The sequence below is a fragment of the Enterobacter sp. 3U4 genome (assembly GCF_057224565.1).
The window spans coordinates 1,583,341-1,596,373 of the sequence record NZ_CP136665.1 but is presented as its reverse complement, the minus strand read 5'-3'; the positions used below and the strand labels follow the sequence as shown (position 1 = coordinate 1,596,373).

At 56.1% G+C, this 13,033-nt stretch carries 9 protein-coding genes and 1 pseudogene; 4 read left to right on the top strand and 6 right to left on the bottom strand.

Translation table 11 applies throughout. The features are described 5' to 3' along the window. Positions 1-30 precede the first annotated feature (30 nt). Positions 31-465, top strand: a pseudogene (locus RVY89_RS07490) (LysR substrate-binding domain-containing protein); the annotation flags it as partial. Between the two features lie 256 nt (positions 466-721). Here RVY89_RS07490 and yjjJ read toward each other — a convergent pair. Genes yjjJ through RVY89_RS07465 form a run of 5 tightly spaced genes read right to left on the bottom strand, consistent with a single transcriptional unit; the run spans position 722 to position 8,274 of the window. Further along, positions 722-2,026 carry a type II toxin-antitoxin system HipA family toxin YjjJ gene (gene yjjJ / locus RVY89_RS07485; RefSeq protein WP_484827382.1) on the bottom strand — a complete coding sequence of 435 codons (1,305 nt, stop codon included), beginning with the start codon at positions 2,024-2,026 and terminating at the stop codon, positions 722-724. Between the two features lie 44 nt (positions 2,027-2,070). Further along, positions 2,071-5,247: a Cu(+)/Ag(+) efflux RND transporter permease subunit SilA gene (silA, locus tag RVY89_RS07480; protein ID WP_484827908.1), complete on the bottom strand. Its 3,177-nt coding sequence runs from the start codon at positions 5,245-5,247 to the stop codon at positions 2,071-2,073. Positions 5,248-5,257: 10 nt separating this feature from the next. After that, positions 5,258-6,508 carry an efflux RND transporter periplasmic adaptor subunit gene (locus tag RVY89_RS07475; RefSeq protein WP_484827381.1) on the bottom strand — a complete coding sequence of 417 codons (1,251 nt, stop codon included), beginning with the start codon at positions 6,506-6,508 and terminating at the stop codon, positions 5,258-5,260. Positions 6,509-6,519: 11 nt separating this feature from the next. Continuing rightward, on the bottom strand, positions 6,520-6,861 hold the full coding sequence (gene cusF / locus RVY89_RS07470; RefSeq protein WP_484827380.1) for a cation efflux system protein CusF: 342 nt from the start codon (positions 6,859-6,861) through the stop codon (positions 6,520-6,522). 27 nt (positions 6,862-6,888) lie between these two features. Beyond that, positions 6,889-8,274 (bottom strand): efflux transporter outer membrane subunit, encoded by a 1,386-nt coding sequence (locus RVY89_RS07465; protein WP_484827379.1) that lies wholly within the window; start codon positions 8,272-8,274, stop codon positions 6,889-6,891. A gap of 162 nt (positions 8,275-8,436) precedes the next feature. On the opposite strand from RVY89_RS07465, the gene RVY89_RS07460 reads away from it, so the two are divergent. Further along, positions 8,437-9,120 (top strand): copper/silver response regulator transcription factor, encoded by a 684-nt coding sequence (locus RVY89_RS07460; RefSeq protein ID WP_484827378.1) that lies wholly within the window; start codon positions 8,437-8,439, stop codon positions 9,118-9,120. After that, a complete protein-coding gene (locus RVY89_RS07455) occupies positions 9,110-10,564 on the top strand; it encodes a Cu(+)/Ag(+) sensor histidine kinase (RefSeq protein WP_484827377.1) in 1,455 nt (484 codons plus the stop codon). Before RVY89_RS07460 ends, RVY89_RS07455 begins: the two co-directional genes overlap by 11 nt. A gap of 3 nt (positions 10,565-10,567) precedes the next feature. Here RVY89_RS07455 and RVY89_RS07450 read toward each other — a convergent pair whose 3' ends face one another. After that, complete coding sequence (locus tag RVY89_RS07450; RefSeq protein WP_484827376.1) at positions 10,568-11,473, bottom strand: LysR family transcriptional regulator; 906 nt, start codon at positions 11,471-11,473, stop codon at positions 10,568-10,570. Positions 11,474-11,590: 117 nt separating this feature from the next. Here RVY89_RS07450 and RVY89_RS07445 point away from each other — a divergent pair, with 117 nt between their 5' ends. Then, positions 11,591-13,006: an MFS transporter gene (locus RVY89_RS07445; RefSeq protein WP_484827375.1), complete on the top strand. Its 1,416-nt coding sequence runs from the start codon at positions 11,591-11,593 to the stop codon at positions 13,004-13,006. The last annotated feature ends 27 nt before the right edge of the window (positions 13,007-13,033 follow it).

Genomic DNA, 13,033 nt, shown 5'->3' with positions numbered 1-13,033 from the left:
CCTCATTAAGAGGGGTCTGAGGTTCGTGGCCTAATTGCTCGTCGAATGGGCAGGGTTGAAATAGGTCTGCATGCCGCGCCAGCCTATCTGTCACGACATGGTGCACCGGAAAGTATTGATGAGTTATTCACCCATACGCTTGTGGGTTTCGATAATATGACACCCTTTATTTTACAAGCTCTTAAACAGTACCCACAGCTTAACCGTGAGCTGTTTACCGTGCGAACCGACAGCGATATTGCACAATTAAACCTCATACGTGCCGGAGCAGGTATCGGTATGTGCCAGGTGCATCTGGCCGATTTTTCTCCGCCGTTACAGAGGATAATGCCTGATTTCTTTGCATTTCATCTCGACACATGGCTGGTGATGCATGAAGATTTACGCCACAGCCAGGCCTGTAAAACGGTGTTTGATTTTCTTGCAGAGGGTTTACAGTCTTATATCAACAGAGAAAAACGATAAGTAACCCCTGGAAGAACGGCATTGTTAAGCTGGCATGCGCTGGACGCACCGTGAGATAGCCAGTTCAGATGCCATCAGCATTCAAGCCAACGATGTCAGCAAAACGCCAGATTTTCCCTGATTCCATATCGGTGCGCATAATGTATATTATGTTAAATTAGATATTGCAGTAACCATAATCTGAATACCTTCCGCTACATCCCCTGGTCTTGCCCATAAAAAACGCCCCACTTTTAAGGAGCGTATCAAATACTCATTATCCAAGACGCGAGATTTTTTGCCTCGTTTCGTCCAGATGGCTGCGCAATGCTGCAAGACATGGCGCAAAATTGGCGGTAAAACGGCGGCAACCGTTGGCAAGTGCATAAAAGCGCTCAGCCAGCTCAAGCGCCTCATGCCAGATCCCTGTCTCGATCGCGTCGTTCAGCGCAACCGGGCGAAGCGTATTCACCATTCCGCCACCTGACTTCGGCGCAAAGCCCATAGGCAGCATGTCATAGGCTGGCGCAAGATCGTAAGGACGTCCATGGGAACTGATAAACGACAGATTGCCATGGTGCATGTCGGTATTGCCGATCAGCATGCCAAACGCCCAAAGCCTTGCCGTGCTGGCGACCGCATCCGGGTGAACACATCCCTGCTTTGCCAGCTCGTTCACCAGTACCGGCCAGGTTTCTCTTGCCCGACCGACAAACTCCGCCTCAAGCGCACGTAATGAAAAGAGCCCCTTACGACCAAGTGGTCCCGTGCGGTCGAACCGCGGGATCTCAAGGAAGCGTTGTCCACCAAAATCAAACACTTCTGTTTCGACGCCAAGCACGCTTAACGCCAGATGTTCCGCCAGCAGCAGGTCTCGCCAGCGTTCACTTACAGGGTTATCGTCCGGTGCAGTGAATTTCACAATGACGTGACCGCGTTCTGTGTAAGTACAGAATTTGGGCTGCTCACCGCCTGCGGAGGAACCCGGTACATCGCCGGCGCTAACGGCCAGCGCCAGTGACGGATATGCGGTTGCCCGGTCCACTTCAACTGGCGACGGCATCTCAACAAAATGATTCCGCGCCTGTTCCCCAATTATCAGGTTTCCTACTGCATCATGCCCATGGGCCAGCAGCGCCCTGATAACATCGGAGTCAGTCCAGTTTTCCGGATTTGCCGGCAGGCCAAGCTCGGATGAAAATCGGGAGGCATACGCGCGGCCAAGGTATCCCTGAGGCCGCATGTCAAACAACCACCACGGCAACCCGTCGCTATGGAGGCATACATTGTCCGTTTGCTCCATGACAAATCCGTCTGGATACACCGGAACGAGTTTACCCAGCGGTTTAACCTGGCCCTCTTCCGTTATGCGGTAGATGGGGGCCGAATTGAATCCACGATGCGGGTCGCGCAGCACATAGTGAATAGATGGACCGGAGCCAATGCGGACAACTTCATCGCCAAGCGCTTTAATCGATCGCGAAATGGTAGGCTGACTAATTCCCATAATATCAGTAAGTTGCCTTACCGACACTGGTCCTTGCCTCAGCAATTGTCGTAGCGTTTCGGATCGATTTATCATGGCATTGAATCGCTTTTTGAATAGGTTATTGAATAACTAATTTATCAGTTGTTGACTCCCCTGTCATCTTCTCCAAAGGCTGTCTTTGTTTTATGCCTGCGCAACCAAATTAACTTATACGCCGCAGGAATAATAAACAGCGATAGCAACGGTGCCGTAATCATCCCGCCGATCATGGGCGCCGCTATCCGGCTCATGACTTCTGATCCTGCGCCGGTCCCCCAGAGAATGGGCAGCAGACCCGCGATGATCACCGCGACGGTCATTGCCTTTGGCCGCACGCGCAGCACGGCGCCATGATAAAGAGCGTCATCAAGCCCCTGCTCAGTGAACGTTTCCCGGCAGGACAACGCCGGATGCGCTTCAACGGCATGACGCAAATACATCAGCATGACCACCCCAAATTCTGCCGCCACCCCGGCCAGGGCGATAAACCCGGTCCCGGTTGCAACTGACATATGGAAACCCTGCCAGTAAAGGAACCATATTCCTCCGACCAGGGCGAACGGCAGGCTCATCAGGATCAGCAACGCTTCATCCACGCGACGGAACGCCAGATAGAGCAGAATGAAAATAATCATCACCGTCATCGGCACCATCAGCTTCAGTTTCTTATTAGCGTGTTCAAGCAGTTCAAACTGTCCGGAGAATGACACGCTGGTACCAGGCCTCAGCTTTACGTTCTGGCCGATGGCCGTTTTAATGTCGTTCACTACCGACACCATGTCCCTGCCGCGGGCATCGATATAAATCCAGCTCGCAGGTCGGGCATTCTCCGTTTTTAGCATCGTGGGGCCGGAAACGACGTTGATATCCGCCACATCACCCAGCGTGATCTGCTGTTTCATCGGCGTCAGGATCGGCATCTGCCTCAACGCGTTCGGGCTGTTCCGGTAGTCCTGAGGATAACGAATATTAATCGGGTAGCGGGCCACGCCTTCAACCGTTTCACCCACCGTCGTGCCGCCGATGGCAGAGGAGACGAACAGCTGCACGTCGCCCACCGTCATTCCAAAGCGGGAGGCTTTCTCCCGGTTAATATCAACATCGATGTAGCGCCCGCCTTCCAGACGTTCAGCCAGGGCGGACACCACGCCCGGCACCGTTTTGGCGACTGCCTCTATGCGCTGCGCCGTGGCGTCGATATCAGCCAGAACGGTACCTGACACCTTGATGCCAATGGGGCTTTTAATCCCGGTTGAAAGCATGTCGATGCGGTTGCGGATGGGCGGAACCCAGAGATTCGCCAGGCCAGGTAAACGAACGGTCTTGTCGAGCTCGTCAACGATCTTGTCAATTGTCATGCCGGGTCGCCACTGATCTTCAGGTTTGAGCTGAATCGTGGTTTCCACCATTTCGAGCGGAGCGGAATCCGTTGCCGTTTCGGCCTTGCCGGTTTTGCCAAACACCGAGGCCACTTCAGGCACGGTTTTGATGAGTTTGTCCGTGGTCTGCAGGAGCGCCGCCGCTTCTGCCGGAGACACGCCCGGCAATGTTGACGGCATATACAGCAGGTCGCCTTCATTTATCTTCGGTAAGAACTCGCCGCCCACCTGGCTCAGGGGCCAGATCACCGTGAAGATGGATAAGGCCGCTACCAGCAGGGTTGTTTTAGGCCAGTGGAGCACCCGAATCAGAAGCGGATGATAGGCGTTAATCAGCAGTCTGTTCAGCGGGTTACGGGTCTCGGCGGGGATTTTACCCCGGATCCAGAATCCCATCAGAATGGGGATCACGATGATGGCCAGCGCGGCCGCGCCCGCCATGGCGTACGTTTTCGTGAAGGCCAGCGGACCGAACAGCCGCCCTTCCTGCCCCTCGAGGGTAAAGATGGGAATGAACGACAAGGTGATGATCAGCAGGCTGATAAACAGTGCTGGCCCCACCTCAACGGAGGCGTTGGTGATCACCTTCCAGCGCGTGGCGTTATCAATCTGTTCTCCCGGATGCTGGTGATCCCACTCTTCCAGCCGTTTGTGCGCGTTTTCAATCATGACGATGGCGGCATCCACCATTGCGCCGACGGCAATGGCAATGCCTCCCAGCGACATGATGTTGGCGTTCAGCCCCTGGAAATGCATGACGATAAAGGCAATACACAGGCCAAGCGGCAGAGAGATAATTGCCACCAGCGCCGAGCGAATGTGCCAGAGGAACAGCGCGCAGACGATGGCCACCACGATAAACTCTTCGAGAAGCTTGCCGCTCAGGTTATCAATGGCCCGGTCGATGAGCTGGCTGCGATCGTAGGTGGTCACAATCTCAACGCCTTCCGGCAGGCTGGCCCTCAGCGTCTCCAGCTTATCCTTCACCGCCGTGATGACTTCGCGCGCATTTTTGCCCGAACGCAGGATCACCACGCCGCCCGCCACTTCGCCCTGCCCGTTCAGCTCGGCAATGCCGCGGCGCATTTCCGGCCCTGTTTGTACGCGGGCAACGTCACGCAGATAAATCGGGACGCCGTTCTCGCCGGTTTTCAGGACGATGTTATTGAAATCATCGATGGTCTGCAGATAGCCGCTGGCCCGCACCATATATTCCGCTTCCGCGATTTCTACGGACGATCCCCCTGCTTCCTGATTAGACGATTCAAGGGCCTGCTTAACCTCCGGCAGGCTGACGCCGTACTGAGCCAGTTTTAACGGATTGACCTGGATCTGATACTGCTTCACCACGCCGCCGACGGAGGCCACTTCAGCCACGTTCGGGATCGTTTTCAGCTCAAACTTCAGGAACCAGTCCTGCAATGAGCGCAGCTCGGCGAGATCGTGTTTTCCGCTTCGATCCACCAGCGCATACTCAAATATCCAGCCCACGCCGGTGGCATCCGGGCCGATCTCGGAACTCACGCCGGCAGGGAGTTTGCCCTGAACCTGATTCAGGTACTCCAGCACGCGCGAGCGGGCCCAGTACAAATCGGTACCGTCTTCAAAAATGACATACACATACGAATCACCAAACTGTGAAAAACCGCGCACTGTCTTTGCGCCGGGAACCGACAGCATGGTAGTTGTGAGTGGATAGGTCACCTGGTTTTCAACAATTTGCGGGGCCTGACCGGGATAGCTGGTTTTGATAATCACCTGAACGTCAGACAGATCGGGCAAGGCATCGACCGGCGTGTTAATAATCGTCCATGTTCCCCAGACGCTGAGGAACAGCGCACCCATCATGACCAGGAATCGATTGGCCACTGACCGCCGGATAATCCATTCAATCATCATCGTCTCCTTAATGGCCAGAATGCGCGTCGTCAGGTGTTTCCGCGTGGCGCATGCGCTCTAGCGCACCGGTAATATTGGCCTCCGAATCAATCAGGAACAGACCGCTGACCACGACTGACTCCCCCTCTTCCAGCCCGCTACCAATGCCGGACTGCTGCTGAGATTCATGCAGAACGTGGATCGATTTCGGCACAAAGCGCCCTTCTGCATCAACGGTAATGACGCGCTGCTCTTTGCCGGTATCGATAACGGCCTGAGACGGAATCAGCAGCATTTCCTCACTTTGGGTATTCAGCTTCAGGTAGGCATTCATGCCCGGTTTCAGCAGCTCATCCCTGTTGGAGACCTGCAGGCGCACCTGCAGCGTACGGGTGGTTTGATCCACGCTCGGCAGAAGACTCCACTTTTCAACCGGGAAGGATTTATCCGGATAAGCCGGTATGGAAACAGCAAACTGCGAGGTGTCTTTCAGCAAATACGCAATCGATTCTGGGATCGCCGCGGCGATCCATACCGGATCCATCCCCTGAATTTGCGCTACGACCTTATCTTTCGAAATATTCATCCCGGTGCGCAGGTCAAAGGCCGTGATCACCCCGTCAATGGGCGCCCTGATGGTAAAACGGGTCTGGATCGTTCGGGTCGCACGCAGCCTCTGAATATCGCCATCCGGCATACCCGCCAGCCGCAGCCGTTCCAGAACCCCCTTAATCTGCGTCGGCGTTCCACCGGTGCCGGATAGCAGCAGGAACTCGCTCTGCGCTTCGACCCAGTCCGGAATGGTAATATCAATTAGCGGCGTGCCTTTCTTCACCTTGTCGCCGATCGTCAGCGGGTACACTTTCTCAACGAACCCCTCCGCACGCGCCTGTACAATGACAAACTGATAGTCGTTATAGCTGACGTTGGCCGGGATCGTCTGGGCATAATTCAGCGTTCCGCGCGTCACTTTTTGCGTTTTTAATCCTAAATTCTGGACCTGCGTCGGATCGATACGGATACCGACACTGCTTTTATCGTCATTTTCGTCCGCATATTTCGGCACCAGATCCATATCCATAAACGGTGATTTACCGGGCTTATCGAATTTCACGTCAGGTTTCATCGGGTCATACCAGAAAAGAACCTTTCTTTCCGCAGCGCTATTTTCTGTTTTTTCAGATGAATAAAGCGTCTGCCAGGCCGTCACGGATATCAGCCCTCCCGCAATAAGGCTGCTGACTATCATGGCAGCGTATTTTATTTTTAATGAGGCCATGCCGTTTCTCGCTATTTAATGCTCTTCAGTAAAGAGATATTGCCCTGCTGAACAAATGAAAAATCAACGTGACGGCCGACCTTTAAGGCGTTGATGCTCTCATCGGCCTGAATAAAGGTGAAACGCATGGTCATCGCGGGCCAGCCAATCGCCGGGATGGCCTCATGAGAAATCGTGACTTTTTTATTTGTAAGATCAATGTCTTTCACGATACCGGTCCCGGTAATAACCTGCTCTGCGGCACCTTCACGGGCGTCGCTCATCGCCTCGTGCTGATGAACTTCGGCCTGCAGGCCGGCAGAAAACACAATAGAGATCGCACCGAATACAACAGCCTTAAGTGAATTGCGCATATTTATTTTCCTGTTTAATTAATAACGTTATTCGACCCAGCCGCCGCCGAGCGCGGTGAAAAGATTAATTTCATTAACCTGCCGGGCATAAATAAGATCGAGAATATTTTGCTGCGTGGAGAAAAGAGAACGTTCCGCGTCAAGCACTTCGATATAGCTGACAGCACCGCTGGAATATAACCCTCTGGCCCGCTGCAGGGTGATGCGTAGCGAATCAAGATACCGCTGTTGCGCAGCTAGCTGCTGGTTAATACTCCCCCGCAGCGCGAGCGCATCGGCTACCTGTTTGAAGGCGGCCTGTATTTTTTGTTCGTAATTCACGACCGACTGCTGCTGGCGAATTTCAGCCAGCTTCAGGTTGGCCTTATTCCTGCCCGCGTTAAAAATGGGAATGTCTATTTTAGGGATAAAATTCCACATCCCACTGCCCGCGGTGAACAGGCTGGATAATTCCGTGCTGCCTGTTGAAAGCCCGCTGGTTAGAGATATGGACGGGAAAAAAGCGGCACGCGCGGCGCCGATATTCGCATCGGCCGCTTTAAGCTGATACTCCGCCTCCATAATATCCGGGCGCTGCAGCAGTATCGCTGAGGAAAGATGGGGCGGGAGTTTTACCGGCGCAATATCGCTGGCGTCCATTCCGCTGTCGCCCGGCAGCGCACGGTACGTCCCGAGGACCAGCTGCAGGGCATTATTGGCCTGCGCCAGCTCTCCCTCTCGCCTGGCAATCTCTGCACGCGTGCTTTCGATCTGTCCCCGGGCCTGTTCCAGCGCCAGGACGTTCGTACTTCCCGTCACCAGCTGCTGCTCAACGAACGCATATGACTGCCGGTAATTTTCCAGCGTATCCCGCGCAATGCGCAGCTGTTTATACGCCAGCTGCTGGTTGAAATAGCTCTGCGACACGTTAGAAACGAGCAGAATATGTACCGCGCGACGGGCCTCTTCGCTGGCGAAATAGTTTTGTCGGTCAGCCTCGCTCATGTTCTTCAGCTTGCCGAAGAAGTCGAGTTCATAGCTAAGCGCAAGGCCCGCGTCGTACTGCTGCGTGGTGGGTTTGTCACTTTTCAGCCCACCGCTGTACGTGATGCCCGAAGAGGCATTCAGCTGAGGATAGCGATCCGCATCAGTCACGTTGAACTGCGCCCGGGCCTCTTCGACCTTCAGAGCGGCCATTTTTATATCGCGATTATTGTTCAGGGCTTCCGTAATCAGCCCGGCTACCTGCGGGTCGACAAAAAAGGTGCGCCAGCCGGTATCCTGATACCCCACCACCGCGGGCGTCAGGCCGTTGCGCGAGAGCGAAAATTGCTGGGGTACCGGTGACGCCGGGCGCTGATATTCGGGGGCCAGCGAGACGCAGCCTGCCAGAATAAATACCGTACTGATGCTTAGTCGTTTTAACAGGAACATAACGGTTCAAATGAAGTCCAGAGTAGTTTTAGGGCTACTCTACGGAACGCTTCCTGTTTGACGGGTGACGGGATAATGACAATGTTGTCATTTTTAACGTAAGTCATTGTGAACGGTGGCGGGCGCCATAGAATGTCATCAGCAGCCAGTCAGGGGAGCAAGATGAAAATACTGATCGTTGAAGACGAAATGAAAACCGGCGAGTACCTCAGCAAGGGGCTCACTGAAGCGGGGTTTGTCGTGGACCACGCTGATAACGGCCTGAACGGCTACCATCTCGCCATGACCGCTGAATACGATCTGCTGATTCTTGACATCATGCTGCCCGATGTGAACGGCTGGGATATTGTCCGCATGCTCCGCTCTGCCGGAAAAGGGATGCCCATATTGCTTCTGACGGCTCTCGGTACGATAGAACACCGGGTTAAAGGGCTTGAGCTGGGCGCGGATGATTACCTGATTAAGCCATTCGCCTTTGCCGAACTGCTCGCCCGGGTAAGGACGCTGTTAAGGCGCGGGAATACGGTGATCGCGGAAAGCCAGCTACAGGTGGCTGACCTGACGGTTGACCTCGTGTCGAGAAAGGTCAGCCGGGCCGGAAGCCGCGTCCTGCTCACCAGCAAGGAGTTCAGCCTGCTGGAGTTTTTCATGCGTCATCAGGGGGAAGTGCTGCCCCGCTCCCTGATTGCCTCCCAGGTGTGGGACATGAACTTTGACAGCGACACGAACGCGATTGACGTGGCGGTAAAGCGGCTGCGCGCAAAGATCGATAATGACTTTGAACCGAAGCTGATCCAGACGGTGCGCGGCGTGGGCTATATGCTGGAGGTACCGGATGCGCGTTAAGCCCCTTCGACGCCCGTTCTCACTTGCGCTGCGGCTGACCTTTTTTATCAGCCTCTCCACCATATTGGCCTTCTTCGCCTTTACCTGGTTCATGCTGCACTCCGTTGAGAAGCACTTTGCCGAGCAGGATATCAGCGACCTTGAGCAGATCAGCACCGCGATGCACCGCATACTGCACTCACCGGCAGACCCCGACCAAAAGAAAATCGGTAAGATCAAGGAGTCGATCGCCAGCTACCGCAACGTAGCCGTCCTGCTTCTGGATCCGCAGGGCAATACCCTGTTCAGCTCGACTCAAGGGGCGACATTGCGCCCGGCAATGAATACGGCGGACTTTAGCGAACACCGTCGCGCGCAGGATGTGTTTCTCTGGACGGTAGAAGACCCGGCCAACCCCATGCATGCCGGGTCCGACATGAAAATGGAAACGTACCGGATTATCGCCTCCTCAGGCACGGCGACGCTGCAGGGCAAAACCCAGGACTACGTCATGCTGATCGGCCTCTCCATTAATTTTCATCTTCACTATCTTGAGGCGCTGAAAAAAAACCTTCTGGCGATTGCCGCGGTTATCAGCCTGCTGATTATTCTTGTCATCCGCATCGCGGTGCGTCAGGGACATTTGCCCCTGCGTAACGTCAGCAACGCCATTAAAAACATCACCTCCGAAAATCTGGATGCACGACTGGAGCCTTCCCGCGTCCCCGTTGAGCTGGAACAGCTGGTCATCTCCTTCAACCAGATGATTGAAAAGATTGAAGATGTCTTTACCCGTCAGGCTAACTTTTCCGCCGATATCGCGCACGAAATCAGAACCCCTATCACCAACCTGGTGACGCAAACGGAGATCGCGCTGAGTCAGAACCGCACTCCGAAGGAGCTGGAGGATGTGTTGTACTCCAGCCTTGAAGAGTACAACCGGATGACCCGCATGGTCAGCGACATGCTGTTCCTGGCGCAGGCCGATAATAATCAGCTCATCCCGGATCGGGTGATGTTTGATTTAAGCGCCGAGGTCATCAAGGTGTTTGATTTCTTCGAAGCCTGGGCGGAAGAACGCCACATCGCGCTGAAATTCAACGGGATGCCCTGTCTGATAGAAGGCGATGCGCAGATGTTCAGAAGGGCAATCAATAATCTGTTATCCAACGCCCTGCGCTATACGCCAGCGGGCCAAACGGTGACGGTCTCACTGCGAAAACGGGATAACGAAGTTGAACTGGTGACAGAAAACCCCGGCACGCCGATCCCGCAGGCGCATCTGCCGAAGCTGTTTGACCGTTTTTATCGCGTCGATCCGTCCAGGCAGCGTAAAGGCGAAGGCAGCGGCATTGGGCTTGCCATCGTGAAGTCCATCGTCACGGCACACCGCGGAAAAGTCCGCGTGGAATCGGATGCGGCGTCGACGCGCTTCATCCTCACCGTGCCGGGGAAAGTGCTCTGAGCGTCAGCAAACAGCGCGGCACACCTCAAGGACCTTTTCCCTGAGCCAGCGATGCGCCGGGTCTCGTTCCATGCGCGGATGCCACATCTGGGACACCGTAATAGTGCGGGTCTTAAAGGGGAGTTCAAAGACGTGCACGCGCTCGGTCATCGCCTGGTTGCGCAGGTATAACGCCGGCACCATGGCAATCAGATCGGAGGCCAGCGCCACGGATAACGCCGTCGGAAAGCCGGGCACCACGCTGGCGACCTTGCGCTTCATCCCGCGATCCGCCAGCGCCTCATCGACAAAGCCGTGCAGCGATCCGTCCGGCGAGGCCACCACATGCCCCCAGGCAACATAGTCACTCAGGCCGATCTCCGGCTGCTCTGAAAGCGGATGCCCCTTGCGCACCGCGCCTACAAACCGATCCTGGAAAAGCCTTTGCAGCCGTATTTCAGGCCCCATGTTGCCCTGCACGCCAATCTCAAGGTCGACAAGCCCCTCCCGCAAGTAGCGCGACGTTTTTTCCGGTTTCGGTGAGAAGCGGATGCACACTCCGGGCGCGACGCTCGCCACCGCTGCAATCAGCATTGGACCAAACGCCACCACAAAACCGTCGTTGGCCCGGATAGTGAACAGCCGTTCGAGGCTTTCCACCTTCAGCGCGTCGGTGGAGGGCTGCAGCACTGCCCTCGCCTCGTGCACGGCGCTTCTGGCGCGGTCCCGGGTGGCTTCGGCCCAGGGCGTCAGCACCATATGACGACCGGCCCGTACCAGGATCGGATCGCCAGTCACCTCCCGCAGCCGGCTCAGGGTGCGGCTCATCGCGGAGGTGCTCAGGTTCAAACGTCGCGCCGCGCTCGCCACGCTGGCTTCTGCCAGCAAAACGTCGAGCGCAACCAGAAGGTTAAAATCAGGATCGGACACGGTGGCTCCTCAGATGTGGCGTTATGTGCAATGATTAAGTGCAAATGCTGCGTCTTCCGCCCTGTATACCGCATGATTATAGTTTCGTCATCACGATTCTTATTCGGAGTAACGACGATGACGCTCTTTTCAAACCAGCCCGGCGATGAAGGTTTACCCGGGCATGAACGCGCCAGGGTGATGGCCGCCGTTATGACCACCACGCTGATGGGCGTTTTTGACGGTACCATGATCAACATCGCGCTGCCCTCTATGGCAAAGGCGATGCAGGTTCCCGCAAACGTTGCGGTCTGGTTCGCCAACGGTTACCTGCTGTCAGCGGCAATGACGCTAGCCATCTTCGCCGCGCTGGCGGCACGCGTGGGCTATCGCCCGGTGTTTCTGGCCGGGCTTGCCACCTTTACGCTCACCTCGCTCGGCTGCACGCTGGCAACGACGCCGGAAATGTTAACCGCGATGCGAATACTGCAGGGCATAGGCGGCGCGGCTACCCTCAGTATCGCCCCGGCGATCCTGCGCTCCGTTTTTCCGGGCCGGCTGCTGGGCCGCATTCTGGGGCTGCACGCCCTGCTTATCGCCTCCAGCACGGCGATTGCCCCGGTACTCGGCGGAACAATACTGGACGCGCTGAGCTGGCAGTGGCTGTTCGCCATTAACCTTATTCCGGGCAGCATCGCCCTGCTGCTGGCATGGCGGGCATTGCCTCGGGAATCGATCGTTGACCGCACTCCCTTTGACGCGCCGGGCGCCGTGCTCTCCGCCGCGCTGTTAGGTTCGGCGATCATGCTGGCCGACAGCCTTCAGCACGTGACGCAACACATTAACCGGCAGACCGTCTGCTGGGGCGTTCTCGCGCTGGTCAGCGCCTTCGCGTTTACCTGGCGTATCCGGCGCGCGAAACATCCTTTACTGCCGCCGGTGATGTTCAGAAACGGGCGCTTCACCCTCGCCGCGCTGACCTCGCTGGCGTCGTTTGTGAGCCAGGGGATCGCGTTTGTCGCGCTGCCGTTCCTGTTTCAGAGCGTGTATGGCTACAGCCCGGTGGTGTCGGCGCTGCTGTTCACCCCGTGGCCGATTGGCATCGTGCTGATCGCGCCGCACGCGGGTCGCTGGGCGGATACGATCTCCGCGCCGCTGATCTCGACCCTCGGGCTGATCGTTTTTGTCGGTGGGTTGGTCCTTCTGGCCACGTTGCCGGACAATCCTTCCGTGTGGAATATCTGCCTGCGCAGCCTGGTATGTGGGATAGGGTTTGGCTGTTTCCAGAGCCCCAATAATCGGGAAATGCTCTCTAACGTCGCGCGGGAATATGCCAGCTATGCTTCCGGCGTGTTGTCGATAGTGAGGACATTCGGCCAGTGTCTCGGCGCCGCCGCGGTGGGGGTTTTGCTGGGAGCAGCGGCAGGATGGGACCATCAACATGCTATCCAGGTTGCACTGTGGCTAGCCGTCATCGCCTCGGCGGGTTCGGTGGTATTTAGCCTGAGCAGGCTGCGCCCTGCGCGGCCTGCAGGCAAGCGTTGCACAATGTAGGCCGGGTAAGCGCAGCGCCACCCGGCA